14 protein-coding genes are annotated in these 15,025 nt (G+C 43.6%); 8 read left to right on the forward strand and 6 right to left on the reverse strand.

The genetic code is table 11. The annotated features are described in order from the left end of the window. Positions 1 to 15 precede the first annotated feature (15 nt). A complete protein-coding gene (locus AABW11_RS00505) occupies positions 16 to 1,626 on the reverse strand; it encodes an acyl-CoA carboxylase subunit beta (protein ID WP_445263725.1) in 1,611 nt (536 codons plus the stop codon). 123 nt (positions 1,627 to 1,749) lie between these two features. Here AABW11_RS00505 and AABW11_RS00510 point away from each other — a divergent pair, with 123 nt between their 5' ends. From AABW11_RS00510 to AABW11_RS00545, 8 genes are all read left to right on the forward strand, one after another. Next, positions 1,750 to 3,138, forward strand: a complete 1,389-nt coding sequence (locus AABW11_RS00510) for a GWxTD domain-containing protein (protein WP_340102529.1) — start codon at positions 1,750 to 1,752, stop codon at positions 3,136 to 3,138. 36 nt (positions 3,139 to 3,174) lie between these two features. Further along, positions 3,175 to 4,182 (forward strand): 4-hydroxythreonine-4-phosphate dehydrogenase PdxA, encoded by a 1,008-nt coding sequence (gene pdxA, locus AABW11_RS00515; RefSeq protein WP_340102530.1) that lies wholly within the window; start codon positions 3,175 to 3,177, stop codon positions 4,180 to 4,182. Then, positions 4,179 to 4,964 carry a class I SAM-dependent DNA methyltransferase gene (locus AABW11_RS00520; RefSeq protein WP_340102531.1) on the forward strand — a complete coding sequence of 262 codons (786 nt, stop codon included), beginning with the start codon at positions 4,179 to 4,181 and terminating at the stop codon, positions 4,962 to 4,964. The genes pdxA and AABW11_RS00520 overlap by 4 nt, the downstream gene beginning before the upstream one ends. Then, entirely contained in the window at positions 4,961 to 5,638 is a 678-nt protein-coding gene (ftsE, locus tag AABW11_RS00525; RefSeq protein WP_340102532.1) for a cell division ATP-binding protein FtsE, read from the forward strand. The genes AABW11_RS00520 and ftsE overlap by 4 nt, the downstream gene beginning before the upstream one ends. A gap of 861 nt (positions 5,639 to 6,499) precedes the next feature. After that, positions 6,500 to 7,405, forward strand: coding sequence for an EboA domain-containing protein (locus tag AABW11_RS00530; RefSeq protein ID WP_340102533.1), 906 nt, complete (start codon positions 6,500 to 6,502; stop codon positions 7,403 to 7,405). An 88-nt stretch (positions 7,406 to 7,493) separates the two neighbouring features. Next, positions 7,494 to 8,414, forward strand: coding sequence for a TatD family hydrolase (locus AABW11_RS00535; RefSeq protein WP_445263728.1), 921 nt, complete (start codon positions 7,494 to 7,496; stop codon positions 8,412 to 8,414). A gap of 482 nt (positions 8,415 to 8,896) precedes the next feature. After that, positions 8,897 to 9,811 (forward strand): UbiA-like protein EboC, encoded by a 915-nt coding sequence (gene eboC, locus AABW11_RS00540; RefSeq protein WP_340102535.1) that lies wholly within the window; start codon positions 8,897 to 8,899, stop codon positions 9,809 to 9,811. A 280-nt stretch (positions 9,812 to 10,091) separates the two neighbouring features. Further along, positions 10,092 to 11,081: a Gfo/Idh/MocA family protein gene (locus tag AABW11_RS00545; protein ID WP_340102536.1), complete on the forward strand. Its 990-nt coding sequence runs from the start codon at positions 10,092 to 10,094 to the stop codon at positions 11,079 to 11,081. Between the two features lie 132 nt (positions 11,082 to 11,213). Here the strand turns inward: AABW11_RS00545 and AABW11_RS00550 are convergent, their stop codons facing one another. The 5 genes from AABW11_RS00550 to AABW11_RS00570 form a co-directional block, all read right to left on the reverse strand. After that, the gene (locus AABW11_RS00550; protein ID WP_340102537.1) at positions 11,214 to 11,507 is read right to left on the reverse strand and encodes a type II toxin-antitoxin system RelE/ParE family toxin; all 294 of its coding nucleotides are present in this window, start codon (positions 11,505 to 11,507) and stop codon (positions 11,214 to 11,216) included. Further along, on the reverse strand, positions 11,507 to 11,716 hold the full coding sequence (locus AABW11_RS00555) for an addiction module protein (RefSeq protein ID WP_340102538.1): 210 nt from the start codon (positions 11,714 to 11,716) through the stop codon (positions 11,507 to 11,509). The genes AABW11_RS00550 and AABW11_RS00555 overlap by 1 nt, the downstream gene beginning before the upstream one ends. A 340-nt stretch (positions 11,717 to 12,056) precedes the next feature. Then, entirely contained in the window at positions 12,057 to 13,184 is a 1,128-nt protein-coding gene (locus AABW11_RS00560) for a Gfo/Idh/MocA family protein (protein ID WP_340102539.1), read from the reverse strand. A 260-nt stretch (positions 13,185 to 13,444) separates the two neighbouring features. Beyond that, positions 13,445 to 14,293 carry a sugar phosphate isomerase/epimerase family protein gene (locus AABW11_RS00565; RefSeq protein ID WP_340102540.1) on the reverse strand — a complete coding sequence of 283 codons (849 nt, stop codon included), beginning with the start codon at positions 14,291 to 14,293 and terminating at the stop codon, positions 13,445 to 13,447. 29 nt (positions 14,294 to 14,322) lie between these two features. Beyond that, positions 14,323 to 14,913 carry a plastocyanin/azurin family copper-binding protein gene (locus AABW11_RS00570; RefSeq protein WP_340102541.1) on the reverse strand — a complete coding sequence of 197 codons (591 nt, stop codon included), beginning with the start codon at positions 14,911 to 14,913 and terminating at the stop codon, positions 14,323 to 14,325. Positions 14,914 to 15,025: the final 112 nt, after the last annotated feature.

Below are 15,025 nucleotides of genomic sequence, written 5' to 3' on the forward strand. Positions count from 1 at the left end.
CTAAAGGCTTTGCAATCAAACCTGCATCACACCAGTTTTAAACTCTTCAATATCAGGATTATGATTGGCATCGGTTATGGCCCTGGATATTTTCATGCGTGTATCGGCCGGATCAATGATACCATCAACCCAAAGGCGTGCGGCCGCATAGCGTACATCTGTTTGCGTGTCGTACCGGCTTTTGATTTTTTCCAGGATTGCGTTTCGGTCTTCATCGCTAATCTCTTTCCCTTTCTTTTCAAGTGACGATACCTTGATTTGCGTGAGCACTTTTGCTGCCTGAGTACCACCCATTACCGCGATTTGAGCCGTTGGCCAGGCATAAATATACCTGGGATCGTACGCTTTTCCACACATTGCGTAATTGCCTGCTCCATAACTGTTACCTGTAATAATGGTAATTTTAGGCACGGTTGAATTCGCGACGGCATTTACCATCTTGGCACCATCTTTAATAATTCCTCCGTGCTCACTTCGCTTTCCAATCATAAAGCCGGTGACATCCTGGAGAAATGTAATCGGGATTTTCTTCTGATTACAGTTCATGATAAACCGGGCGGCCTTGTCGGCGCTATCTGAATAGATCACTCCCCCAATCTGCATTTCCCCCTGCTTACTCTTAACCACCTTACGCTGGTTGGCTACAATACCCACGCTCCAGCCGTCTATCCTGGCGTAACCGGTTACGAGGGTCTGACCATATCCTTTTTTATACTCGATAAATGTTTCTGCATCAACCAGTCCCTGAATCACTTTATGCACGTCGTACGGACGGTTTCTGTCTTCAGGAAAGTCTTTTACCATCTCCTCGGGATCAATTTCCGGTTGGATGGGAGTGTGCCGTGTAAATCCGGCGGATTCCGACGGACCCAGATTTTTCACTAATCTTCTGATTGTTTGAAGACACTCGGTATCGTCCTTCATTTTATAATCGGTAACGCCGCTGATATCGGTATGAGTGGTGGCACCTCCCAATGTTTCATTATCCACTTCTTCACCAATTGCGGCTTTCACGAGATAGCTGCCGGCCAGAAAAACGCTTCCAGTACCGTCTACAATTAAAGCTTCATCGCTCATAATTGGAAGGTATGCGCCGCCGGCAACACAACTTCCCATAATAGCAGCAATTTGGGGTATTCCCTTTGCGCTGATAACCGCATTGTTCCTGAAAATTCGACCAAAATGTTCTTTGTCAGGAAATATTTCATCCTGCATTGGAAGATACACACCTGCAGAGTCGACGAGGTATATTAAAGGCAAATGATTTTCCATGGCAATTTCCTGGGCACGCAGGTTTTTCTTTGCTGTCATCGGAAACCAGGCCCCAGCCTTTACTGTAGCATCATTAGCCAGGAGCATACAACGACGTCCCTGAACTGAGCCAATACCCGCGACAACACCGGCTGATGGACACCCGCCCTCTTCTTCGTACATATTGTAGGCAGCCCAAAGCCCAATCTCGTCAAAGACCGACTCTTCATCCAGAAGAAAATCGATCCGTTCGCGGGCGGTCATTTTTCCCTTCTTGTGCTCTTTATCAATCCGTGCAGTTCCGCCACCGAGTTTTATCTCTTCCTCGGTTTTACGCAAAGTATCCATCAAACTACTATACCAATTCTCGCTCATTATTATATATTTATGCTTAATTTAAGTTCGTTGATAATACCTACTAATTTTAAGACGTTTGAAGATACAACTTTGAAACATCTTCGATACATCAAAAACTACTGATAAAGTCATTCATTACAAATGAAACATCTCCCCTACTTATTTGTCTTCATTCTTCTGTTGATTCCTGCAATTTCTGAAGCTCAGCGCCAAACCACTCCTTATGAAGCACTTATACAACGAAGTGACCGGCCCAACTCATATATCACAGATGTTTTACTGCCATCAGAGGATGGTGCTACGGTAGGTGCCCTTTTTCGCTTAGACTATGATTTGATTCCCTTCTTGCGTGTTCGACCGGATATGAATGATACACCGGACGGCGCAGAATATTTTGCCCCGATTCAAATGGGGATTGAATTTTTTGAGGGGCGTGTAAATACGACCAGAAGAAACCAATCGAATAATATGCCCTCTGTATATAGAGACAGCTATCTGGATACTGTGTATGTGTCGTCGTTTGAGCAAACACGTTCCAGGCAGCAGCATGTTCAGGGTGTGCTGAATACCAGCATTGAACCTGGGAGCTATAACTACGAACTTCAGCTTACGCGTGCTCAGTCTACAGAAGAGCAATCATCAACTCGACGAAATATAGAGGTTCCCTCTTACGATACACTCTCGAGAGCAAATGTTATGCTTTTAAGTAATTTTAATTCAAATAATTCTAAGGCAACCGGCACTTTTCTCAACTACGGTGATAATGTGCTTTATGGATCCGATTATAGCTTGATGATTGTCTTGCCAAATTCTGAGACAAACGAAGACTACAATGTAGAGATTTACCGGATGGAAAGCGGACGGTCTGATGACACAATGCCTGAGCCCACATTTGAGTACTCCCTTACCTCAGATGAGATTATTTCGGGGGCGAACTATCAGCTAAATCGTGGATCAGATGGTGTAGAGTTTACGATGGACATTACCACGGACAGCGCACGCTTTGGTGTTGTTTCTGTTCCTAATTCCGGATTTGAAAATGCTCGTTACCGAATCCAGATTTTGGATAGTGAGGATCAGGTTTTGGGAAGCAAAACAGTAAATTCGCGCTGGCTTGATATGCCAATAAGCCTTCTGAATATCGATGTTGCCATTAATATGATGCGGTTTATTGTAAGCGACAGCGAACTCGATCGGCTGCAGCGGGGATCATCAGCTGAAAAAGAAAGAAAATTCAGAGAATACTGGGAACAACGGGATCCCACACCTGATACTGAGTTCAATGAATTGATGACAGAATATTATAATAGAATTGACTACGCTTACAGAAATTTCACCACCCCTCAAACACCGGGCTATGAATCTGACCAGGGCCATGCTTACATTCTGTATGGCCAGCCTGATAACGTTAAACGGAGACTTCCAACCGATCAACCCACCCGTGAACTTTGGGAATATCCGAACCGCACACTCGTATTTGAGGCAACGACAGGATTTGGTGATTTTAAACTTGTGGAAGAACGACAATAAGTTTGTTGCGAAGGTTCAGATCACTATTTTATTTTTATGCCAGTAAAAATTGCCGTTAGCATGGGTGATCCCAATGGGATTGGCCCTGAAATTATTGTTAAATCACTTCTTCAGTCAGACCTGAAAGAGGCGATCCCTGTTATATTTGGCCGTGAAGATGTGTTTCGACAGATACTCTCCCAGCATGATGTAAGCAGCCGGACTATAAATATTATTGACTCACCTGATGATGCACTGCCGGACGAAATAAATATTATTTCACCAAAGAACTCGTCCGACTCGGACCTTGATATCGGATCAATTACAGCATCAGGCGGTCACGCAGCTATGCAGGCAGTAGAAGCCGGAATCAACGCCTGCCTTTCCGGAGAAACTTCAGCACTTGTCACGGCTCCGATATCCAAAGAAGCGATCACCCTTGCCGGCTACAACGTCCCCGGACACACCGAATTTTTAGCTGACAAAACTTCCACGGACCAAGTGCTGATGATGCTCGTTAGTGGTGCGTTTAGAGTTGCTCTTGCCACTATCCATATTCCCGTCCGCGACATTGTGGATACCCTGACCGAGGATCTGCTCAAAACAAGACTATTACTTTTATATCGGGCTTTGGTTGATGACTTTGGTATTTCTGATCCGAGAATTGCCGTACTTGGTCTGAATCCGCATGGCGGTGATGGTGGCGTTATCGGCCGTGAAGAGATCGACCTGATACAGCCGGTTCTTAAAGAGTTAAATCAAGATGGCTTGAAATTTGAAGGCCCCTTTGCTGCTGATGGATTTTTCGGAAAATCTCTCCAAAAAGAATATCATGCAATTTTTGCAATGTATCACGATCAGGGACTAATTCCGTTTAAGGCACTCACATTCGGACGCGGTGTAAACATGACGGCCGGATTGCCCATTATCCGAACCTCACCGGATCACGGAACCGCATTTGATATTGCCGGTAAGAATGTTGCTGATGCAGGTTCATTTATGGCGGCCTATAAGTTGGCTGCTAAGCTTGCAAACCGTAAACACTCACAGACTCAATCAAATTGAATAACACTGTTTCAGATTCTAAACTCAGTCGATCCTACTCTGTGCTTGCGGAGATTTACGACGCCGTCATGGAAGATGTTGATTACGAAGCGTGGACAGATTATATAGACGAGATCATTATGATGCACCATCATGAGGCACGTGACATTCTGGAGCTTGCCTGTGGAACCGGAACGATGGCGCTATCGATGGAAGAAATTGGCTACTATAACATTACGGCGACCGATTTGTCTCCCGAGATGATCAAAAAAGCTAAACAGAAAGCCGAAGAGGCAGATTCCGACGTCGACTTTCAGACACTCGACTTTCTGAACATTGATCTTGACAAAAAGTTTGATGCTGTGTTCATGGTATTCGACAGCTTAAACTATCTTCACAGCAAAGACGACATTTTAACTCTCCACAAGCAGGTTTACAACGTTCTTAAGCCGAATGGCATTTTTATTTATGATTTTACTACACCCCGAAATTCTAAAAAAGCGATCCGGTATCTCAACGATGAACAGGATACGGTAAATGATCGCTACAGCTATCACAGGTCGAGCCGTTATGATGAAGAGAACCGAATTCATACCAATGTATTCGAGATTGAGAAACTGAGCAAGCAACAGGTTGCTTCACCATCTATTTTTCGCGAGGAGCATCATCAAAAAATTTACACCATGAATGATATTATGCCCATTGTTGAAGAATCGCCCTTTCGCCTGGTTAAGGCGTATGACGGTTTTGAACTGAAACCGGCCCATAAACGCAGCCTTAGAATTACTATGGTATTACGATGACAGGAAACAGCGTAATTGAACTGCACAGCGTTACCGTTGGATTTAACGGCACAACCGTTCTTGATAGCGTCAATTTTTCACTTGATGTGGGTGAATTCTGCTATGTAATCGGGAAAACCGGGGCTGGAAAAAGCTCATTTCTGAAACTTCTTTACAGAGATCTTCTGCCAAACAGAGGCGTTGTCCAGGTTGCAGACTATAATGTATCTACTATAGCTGATAAAAAAGTGCCGCATTTACGACGGCGATTGGGCATCGTGTTCCAGGATTTCCAGCTACTCCCAGACCGTGATGTATACGAGAATGTAGCATTCGCGCTGAGGGTAACGGGTCAAAAAAAACGATATATCAAAAAGAGGGTGCTTGAAGTGCTCGGTCTGGTAGGATTGAGCCACAAACGTAAGGCAATGCCTCACGATTTGTCGGGTGGAGAACAACAGCGGGTAGTTATTGCACGGGCACTTGCCAACGAGCCGCGAATACTGCTGGCCGATGAGCCCACCGGAAATCTTGACCCCGATGTAAGTGCTGAAATTATGGAGCTTCTCAAAACAATTAACAACCGGGGAATGTCGGTTCTGATGGTGACGCATGATTACGACGTAGTTCGACGGTTTCCATTCCGAACCGTGCAAATTAAAGATGGGAAGCTTGAAGATATAAAAGTAATCTAGTGTCGTGTAAACGGTAAGTTATCGCATGCTAATCATCGGTATGAGTCATCCTTGACTACTTATTGATCAGTGATACCTCGATTTTTCGAAAAACTCACCCCGAAAGCTTTTGTACTATACCACATTTCATCTCAGACACGATACTAGTGTTAAGTCAATTCTCATTTCTCGAATAAAGACCTGACAGTATTCCCGGTACCAGTACTTTCTGATCACCCGGGGCTTTTCAGTCCCGACAGCGGTCGGGATGTCAGCTTCAAAAAAACAACGCTGTCGGATTCCGCGGGTGTACCGATGTGGTGTTCCCTTAAGCGGACAGAATGCTTACGACATTGCATTTACGACGCAAAAATAGGTGAGAAACCGATTGTAGATAACTTATCAGAAAGAGTTCCGATATCGCTTAAAAAGCAAGAGGCCCGGCTTTCAACCGGACCTCTCTAACTACGTTGGCTTTCGGGGTACAACTCTTATCGAGTTATAACAATAACTGTAACGAACAAAGCGGATGTTTGTTCCATGAAATTTCATTCTTTTTTTGAAAAATTCCCCTGAATATATCGCCTCTCTCAACTCCCTTCACCCACTGCCAGTAATTCGTTTGTTAAGTGAATTTTGACGATAATAATTATCGCAGTCTATCAATGAGAACCGACTATTTATTTGAATAAAACTTCCACTTCTCAAAAAAATGAGAAAAATTCTTTTAATGAAGTCCTAAAAGAGTTTGAGCCAATGAGTGATTTATAGATTCTTAAAAAACCCCTTACGCCATAGCTTTAAACTTGTTTATTCTTGAGATAAACATCATATTTAAAAGTAATAATTACCTACACACATAATAAAAAAACGCCTGAAATTATGCCGGCAGATCAGCGTCACCTGGATCAATCCAAACTACAGGAAACGGTTCTTTCCTGGCTTCAAAAAAGATTGGATAGTGAGAATTTTCAAACGCTGAAAAAGACGTATGATAGCTTAAAAGGAGATGCAGAGGATTGGGAAGTTTTTTCGTCCTTCAGCCGTGCATCACGATATACCGGTAAAGAGCCATTAAAACTTTCAGGGGAAGAAATCTCGAAAGCGGAGTCACTTCGATCTGGGTGGATGCCTTCCTATTGGACCACAGATCAACTTGCACGTACGCTTATCATACTTGGCCTTGCAGAGCGTGAGAAGAAAGAATTCCTGGATAAACTCGACAAACTGTTTACCTCCAGTGATCTCGGTGAAGGCGTAGCACTATACCAATCGCTGCCGGTTCTGCCCTACCCCGATGAGCTAACTGATCGGGCAGCCGAGGGTATTCGAACAAATATCACATCAATCTTTAACGCTGTTGCCCATCGAAATCCGTATCCTGCCGATTTTTTTGATGATAATGCCTGGAACCAGGTCATCCTTAAATCTTTATTTATGGGCAGCCCAATTTATTTGATTCAGGGAGTTGATGAACGAGCTAATGAACCGCTTGCCCGAATATTGGTTGAATATGCTCATGAGCGCTGGTCCGCCGGACGTGAGGTTTCACCCGAATTATGGCGGTCGGTGGGACCGTTCATAGACGAGACGTATATCCCCGATGTTGAAAAAGAGTTAACTCACGATAACCCGGTTCACCGCCATGCTACAGTGCTCGCCCTTATGGATTCTAACTTGAAAGCTGCCGATCGAATTTTGAAATCTCACGATTCACTCAGAAAAGAAGTTGAATCAAAAAATATTACCTGGGATGATATCGGTAAGGCTGTACATAACTCAGACTGATTGATTCAGTCGGCCGGTTGATTCCAAATGCTATAAAATGATCTTGTTTTAAATTTTAAAATATATTACAGATATGAGCTTTGATGACATGATATTTATTGATCCGCACGTTCACATGATTTCCCGAACCACAGATGACTACAAGGCGATGTTCAACGCCGGGGTTGTGGCCGTGATTGAACCTGCCTTTTGGATTGGCCAGCCACGTACAAATGCTGGTGCTATGCAGGATTATTTCAGTATGATTGTTGGTTGGGAGCGATTTCGTGCGAGTCAGTTTGGCGTGCAGCACTACTGTACGATTGGGCTAAACTCAAAGGAAGCTAACAATGAAGAGCTTGCTGAGAAAACAATGGATCTTCTTCCCCGATATGCCAGCAAAGAAGGCGTAGTAGCCATTGGTGAGATTGGCTTTGATGACATGACTGACCTCGAAGAGAAGTACTTCAATCTACAGATCGATTTGGCCAAAAAGCTTGATATGCTGGTTCTGGTACATACACCGCATAGAAACAAAAAAGAGGGAACTCTCAAAAGTATGGACATTTGCGAGGAGCATGGCCTGGATCCCTCCAAAGTAGTGATCGATCATAATAATGAAGAGACTGTCAAAGAGGTCCTCGACCGCGGCTACTGGACAGCGTTCACTATCTATCCCGGCACTAAAATGGGAAATGAGCGAATGGTTGATATCGTAAAAGAATACGGCACAAAGCGCATTTTTATAGATAGCGCCGCCGACTGGGGGCACAGTGATCCGCTTGGTGTTCCTAAAACAGCAAAACTGATGCTTCAGCGTGGTATTTCAGAAGAAGATGTTAAAAAAGTCTGTTATCAAAATGCGCTTGACGCCTATAAACAAAGTGGTCAGATCAGGGAAAAAGACTGGTTCAACCGTCCGAAAATTGATCAACGTGAAACGTTCAGTGGGAATACGGTACTTCGCGGCGGGCACAAACCCTTTGTTGAAGACAATGAACTCATAGATGATGATATCATTATTGAATAAGTTCTGAAATCCAACAACCTGAACGCCGTAGGTGACGCTACAGCAATACACCTACCGGATAAGTCAGTGTTGTGGCAAGCTAATTTTCAGAGCAGGATTAGACATAGCATGTCTTTTGGTGGCCCGATCCCGGAACCTAAAACTGCGACACTTACAGGCTTCTTTGGTGCTGGCAGGTCTATATCACACAACCTGACAGCACCCACCGGATCTGTCAGCGTTGTGACGACTAAATTTTCAGGGCAGATTGAGACATAGCATATCTCGTACATCCAGGATTACGATCAACTTTGAAGCACCTAATAAAATCTCACAGTCAGGCAAAGCGTTAAGCCATTAGACATGCCATATCTTTTGGTGGCCCGGAATCTAACTCCACAATAAAATCTTGAAATGTATTAACTACCAAAAGCCTTAAACCCAGACGCTTACAGAACACGGAAAAGCACCGTGATGCTGTCAGGTCCTAATGAATCTACACATTGAAATCTAATTTAACCGTTACTATCCGCGCATCTTTAGAATTGATGCGTCCTGCTAATATTATCACTGCCTTTGCCGACATCCTGGCAGGTGCGGCAGCGGCTGTAGCTATAATGGGCTCTTACAACGGAAACGGGTTCCCAGCTGATCCGGATCTCTTCTGGCTGCTGTTATCTACATTTGGCCTCTACGGCGGCGGCATTGTGTTCAATGACGTGTTTGATGCTGATCTCGATGCGAAAGAACGCCCGGAACGGGCAATCCCAAGCGGAAGAATATCTAAGTCTCATGCTACGCTCATCGGTATTTTATTATTCGTCATTGGGATTCTGTCGGCTTTCTGGGTGAATTACACTGCCGGACTAATCGCCACCGGTGTTGCAATTTCTGCGCTTATTTATGATGCAGCCGCCAAACACCACGCAGTGTTTGGTCCTCTCGTGATGGGAAGCTGTCGCGGCGGAAATCTGTTACTTGGTGCCTCACTCCTGCCGGCATCTCTCGCCGGCCTTTGGTTTTTGGCGGTCATCCCCATCATCTACATTGGAGCCATTACACTGATCAGCCGCGGTGAAGTTCACGGCGGCGGTAAAGCTACAGGATACATGGCAGCCGCTGCGGTTGTGTGTATTACAATGACACTCCTCCTTCTATTTCTGTTACCGGGATATGATCTTGTGACAGCTACACCGTTCGCACTGTTATTTGGAGCGATGGTGATTCCAGCGTTTACAGCCGCTGCTGGTGACCCGGCTCCCATTACCATCAAAAAAGCAGTGAAACGTGGTGTGCTCTCTCTCATCATTCTTAACAGTGCCCTTGCAGCCGGATTTCTCGGCATCATTGCCGGGCTGATTGTCCTCGCCCTTCTTCCCCTCTCCTACTGGTTTTCAAAACTTTTTGCTGTTACCTGAGTCCCCTCACCCTGAGACTCCCCGTCATCAGGTGAGTTGTTAAGGACCATAGTCAGCAAGACATGGCATGTTTAGAAACAGACTTGCACTCAAAAACACCTGCGAAACATGTCTTGTCTGCATCAATCAACACTCGTGCATTTAGGCAATTTATTACCCTGGCGATTCATCGGATGAAGTGAATTCATCCGATGATTATCCCCTCTTCTTTAATCACTTTTACTATATTGAAATAGAGTGTCGAATCATATAAAGCAAACTCAAAAACCACAATCAGACCATGAAGTCGATCAAATGGGGAATTATCAGTACAGCAAAAATTGGTGTTAAATATCTTATTCCGGCCATTCAGGCTAGTGATACCGGCACTGTTTATGCTATTGCCTCGAGGGATTTGGCAAAAGCGGAGAAAGCAGCTGAAGAGCTAAACATACCGGTTAGCCATGGAAGTTATGAAGAACTGCTTGCAGACGACAAGATTGACGCCATTTATAACCCATTACCTAATCATCTCCATGTACCCTGGACTATTAAAGCTTTGGAAGCAGGCAAACATGTTTTGTGTGAAAAACCGGTTGCATTGGATAGCAAGGAAGCCGAGTCGCTCCTTCAAAAAACCAAAGAGTTTCCTGATCTCAAAGTGATGGAAGCGTTTATGTACCGGTTTCATCCGCAATGGACAGTCGCTCGAAATATGGTAAAAAATCACGAGATCGGAGCTATTCAGTCGATTCAGTCCGTTTTCTCATATTATAATGACGACCCGGAAAACATCCGAAACCGACCCAACATGGGAGGCGGCGGCCTGATGGATATTGGTTGCTATTGCATTTCACTCTCGCGAATCATTTTCGGTAAAGAGCCTGATTCCGTCTATGGAGAGATTGATATCGATCCCAATTTTGGTGTAGATCGCAAGGCTTCAGGAATACTTACGTTTGGTGACAGAACAGCTACCTTTACATGTTCAACCCAGATGCAGAATTATCAGCGAGTGCTCATATTTGGCACAGACGGAATGATTGAGATAGTGATTCCTTTTAACACTCCGGCTGACAAGCCCGTCAATTTTTACCTGACCAAAAACGGCAACAGGGAAACTCATGAGATTCCGGCTGTTGATCAGTACAAGCTTCAGGCTGATGCATTTTGCAGATCAATCATAAATAATACAGCCGTTCCTACCCCGCTGGAGGATGCCGTTGCCAATATGAAGGTAATTGATGCTGTGTTTGAGAGTGGGAAGTCGGGTAAGGTAGTTGAGTTGTGATTTTTTACATCCAAACCGTTCAATAATATATTTAATACAATCTAAAATGGACAGAAGAGGATTTTGTGAAACCGTTCGTTTGCAAAATCCTCTATAATTTTGAAAATCAATGCTATATTATCACTTTATTCTTCAACGTTTCTCCCATATATCGGGATTACGTGATGTATGAAAGACTGAAATAATTAAAATTTTTGAGCCTTTTATTTGGTAATGGAAACCATATGGAAACTTTTCCATGTATCTAACACGCACATTACCGTATTTCACTTGTGAGTGCAATGGATGAATTTGGACTTCATCAATGGTCTCATCTGTCTCTCTTACAAAGTCTTTTGCTAAATTAACTCCCTTTTCTTTATACCAGAGGAAGGCTTTTCGTAAATCGTCCTCTGCAGCACTTGAAATGGAAACGCTGTATGTCATCAAAACTCAAAAATTTCTTTACGAGCTTTTTCCCATGAACGCGATTTCATCTGTCCCTCTTTAATCTTTTTGAGTCTCTCTTGAACTTCTTCTTTTTGCCATTGTGGTATCTCTTCAGATTCAGTAATTGTAACATAATTTAGCTCCTTTAAAATCTCCATAAAGGATTCGAAATTATCATCTTCAATTTGTAGAGTAAGTTTTTTCATAACACTATTGTTTTATTAACCATCGAATTTACAAAATTATCGGCAATGATAGTTTGTCACTATATTCTAAACTGAGATAAGTAAATATTAGAAACTACAAAAATCTTTCAATAACGATCTTTCGGAATTATCAAATAGCTAATTCATATGGATTTATAGTCAATGTAAAACCACCGAAAGATTGATTTAACGATTCTTATGATGTAAGGACGTAGCGATGTAACGTATTTGGGATGAGATTTCTTCTTCAACTGTTAACAACACCCACAAATACAAAGCCCCGGTCACCGTTCTGTAACCGGGGCATGCTACATCTAACACAAGCCACGAGGGCTTTTTTTTAGGAAAGTGTGAATTCCGGCAGTTTTTTGATTTCACCACCGTTCATGGCTGATTCATGTGCCAGCAATCCTACACATGTCCAGTTGGCTGACTGCACTGCATTTGGATATGGGTCACGATCTTCAACGATGCTCGTGACAAATTCATGAGCCAGATGCGGATGTGAACCACCATGTCCGCCACCTTGAATAAATGAAAGGTGAGCAGAATCTTCGGCATCGTATACACCGGCTTGGGTAAATCCTTGTATCTCTTCTGGCAGTCGGTGACCATAATCGGGCACTTCTACACGCTCAGGAATTTCAGGCTCAGGCTTTTTAGCCGTATGGATTACCGGATCTTCCCCCTCAATCAGAGGCCATTCAAATGATTTCTTCGTTCCGTAGGCATCAAAACTTTCGCGGTACTGGCGCGCCGTATCAAATAGTGACCGGTAAATATGGGCTGATACATTTGAATCCTTCAGCTTGATGTGGGCCGTTTCGACCGCAAAGGGACAGCCGGATTTTTCAGCCAGATCTTCGCTGATTTGACCCGATCCGAAACAGGATACATACTCGGCTGATTTGTTCATCAGGCCCAGAACGGGACTAACCACGTGTGTTGCATAGTGCATAGGCTTCATCCGCTCCCAATATTCCGGCCACCCTTCCATATCCTGTGGATGACTTGCCTGCAGGTACTGAATATCTCCAAGTTCACCGTTATCGTACATCTCTTTCACAAAAAGAAACTCCCGGCTGTATACCACCGTCTCAGCCATGGTATATTTCAGGCCGGTCTCTTTAACTAATTCTACAATTTCCTTGCAGTCTTCAATGGTTGTTGCCATGGGTACTGTACAGGCAACATGTTTCCCTGCCCGAAGTGCCATCAGTGTATGCTCGGCGTGCAGCTGGATAGGCGTATTGATGTGAACCGCATCAACTTTCGGGTCTTTCAACATTTCTTCGTACGAAGTATAACGTGTATCAATTTCAAATTGATCACCAATTTTGTTCAGTTCTTCCTCCGTACGCTGACAAATAGCATACATATTCGCATTCGGATGTCTCTGATAAATTGGAATAAATTCGGCTCCAAAGCCCAAACCTAAAAGTGCCACATTTACTTTATCATTCGCCATAATCGTTGTCGTTTGTAGTTAGTAGTTTAATTGTCTAAGAATGAATGTACTATGTCTGATCCATTTGTATCAGAATCGAGTCTTCAGGTATTTATACTTTTTTTTAATCATCCCACGCGTTGGTATAGGATCTCCCAGATTCAAAAATATTCTACAAGAAATAATCGGGAGATGCCGATTCTGAGTGCGGCATGACCCCAAAAATATTTTATACAGGCTAATACTTGCTGAGTAGTCTCAAAGCTGAAATTTAAACAGCCTTAACCCAGCAGCTTCTTTATGAAAGCCAACCCGTCTTTCGCGAGCTGATCCGGACTTTCAGCCAGTGGACGCCAGATAGCCGCTGCTTTTGCAAGAAGTTCATTATCGGGTGTAAAGGTTTCAATAATTATATGACGGTCATAGCCAATTTCATCAAGAGCTTTGGCAATTCCATCCCAGTCGAACTGACCTGTTCCGGGTGTTCCGCGATCATTTTCAGCTACCTGGAAATGATACAGATCTTTGCCGGCAGTGCGGATGGAATCACCCAGATCCTTCTCTTCAATTCCAGCATGAAAAAGGTCAATCATCACTTTACAGTTGGGATGATCAACCCTTCTGATAATATCTGTAACCTGGCTTGTGAGATTCAAAAAACTTGTTTCAAATCTGTTGAGTGCTTCAAGGCAGATCGTTACATTTTTTTCTGCTGCGTATTCTGCTAGTTCGTTCAGCTGGGTTACAAGAAGCTCTTCTTCTTTGCTGCGCTGTTCCTCATCTGATTTCCATAGTCTGCCTACCTCCGAAGCCAGTGGTCCTACAAAAAGCTCAGATCCCAATTTCTCAGCCGCATCAAGAGAATCCTTCATATAGGTCATCCCTTCTTGTCTTACGTTTTCATCAGGGTGAATGAGATCACGCCCTCCCCCCATCGCCGCACAGGTCGTTAGCGCTAATCCATTGTCTTCAACGACCTTTCGTGCGGCATCACAATCGAGTGCATTTGGATCCTCAAGAGGAATTTCTACCGTATCAAAGCCGAGCCCGGCAATTTTAGGAGCGTATTCAGCAATGATATCATTTGTTACCGGTGACGTCCATAACCACAGACTAACGCCAAATTTCATAAAGTTTAGTTTTGTTTAAGAAGTTTCAATTATTCTTCCGCGATCAGGTCGCCCTGCATCATTGTAAAGTGACCAGGATAGGAACAGATATAAGGATATGTTCCGGGGTCGGGCACGGTAAGCGTCACATGAACAGTTGTTCCGGGTTTTGCAAGATCTGTATAAGCAAATATTCGCTCTTGCATATCATCACTCATTGGAACATAGCCCGTATCACGCGCGCGAATGCCCGCTACTCCTACAGGCTGAATATCGTCTCTGCTATTAACAAATACGATATTATGAGGCATATCGCTGGTATTTTCGTACCTGATGGTAATCGTTGAACCGGCTTTTGCCCGTATTTCTGTTACATCATAACTAAGATCAGTTCCAAACGATTTTACCACCGCTGTATCACCATCAGCAACAAAAACTGATTCCTGGTTGTCAATCAATTTTTCCGACCCGCTATCATTTACATCAGTTGCCGGCAACGGATGTTCATACATGTCAGCCTTGAATTCTAAAATATTGGTTTTGCTCTCATCGATGTTTAAAAGTCCGACTATTGAAAAGGCTATCAACAGTAGTGAACTACTTTGTGTCAAGTACCTAATAATAAGTGTGTTATTTTTCATTATTTCTTAATTGGTAAATCTTTTTATGAATATAGGTGAGACTAAAAAACGATAACCTTCCTGTGAAATTGCACAGGAAGGTGTCGCCTTAAGTAATTACCTTATATACACT

Origin of the sequence: Rhodohalobacter sp. 8-1 (genome assembly GCF_038150125.1) — a bacterium.
Lineage (GTDB): Bacteria > Bacteroidota > Rhodothermia > Balneolales > Balneolaceae > SW132.

What these genes read in the sequence shown, in the direction of transcription:
- AABW11_RS00505 (WP_445263725.1), bottom strand. Translation starts at nt 1,626, where the DNA reads ATGAGCGAGAATTGGTATAGTAGTTTGATGGATACTTTGCGTAAAACC.
- AABW11_RS00510 (WP_340102529.1), top strand. Translation starts at nt 1,750, where the DNA reads ATGAAACATCTCCCCTACTTATTTGTCTTCATTCTTCTGTTGATTCCT.
- pdxA (WP_340102530.1), top strand. Translation starts at nt 3,175, where the DNA reads ATGCCAGTAAAAATTGCCGTTAGCATGGGTGATCCCAATGGGATTGGC.
- ftsE (WP_340102532.1), top strand. Translation starts at nt 4,961, where the DNA reads ATGACAGGAAACAGCGTAATTGAACTGCACAGCGTTACCGTTGGATTT.
- AABW11_RS00530 (WP_340102533.1), top strand. Translation starts at nt 6,500, where the DNA reads ATGCCGGCAGATCAGCGTCACCTGGATCAATCCAAACTACAGGAAACG.
- AABW11_RS00535 (WP_445263728.1), top strand. Translation starts at nt 7,494, where the DNA reads ATGATATTTATTGATCCGCACGTTCACATGATTTCCCGAACCACAGAT.
- AABW11_RS00545 (WP_340102536.1), top strand. Translation starts at nt 10,092, where the DNA reads ATGAAGTCGATCAAATGGGGAATTATCAGTACAGCAAAAATTGGTGTT.
- AABW11_RS00550 (WP_340102537.1), bottom strand. Translation starts at nt 11,507, where the DNA reads ATGACATACAGCGTTTCCATTTCAAGTGCTGCAGAGGACGATTTACGA.
- AABW11_RS00555 (WP_340102538.1), bottom strand. Translation starts at nt 11,716, where the DNA reads ATGAAAAAACTTACTCTACAAATTGAAGATGATAATTTCGAATCCTTT.
- AABW11_RS00560 (WP_340102539.1), bottom strand. Translation starts at nt 13,184, where the DNA reads ATGGCGAATGATAAAGTAAATGTGGCACTTTTAGGTTTGGGCTTTGGA.
- AABW11_RS00565 (WP_340102540.1), bottom strand. Translation starts at nt 14,293, where the DNA reads ATGAAATTTGGCGTTAGTCTGTGGTTATGGACGTCACCGGTAACAAAT.
- AABW11_RS00570 (WP_340102541.1), bottom strand. Translation starts at nt 14,913, where the DNA reads ATGAAAAATAACACACTTATTATTAGGTACTTGACACAAAGTAGTTCA.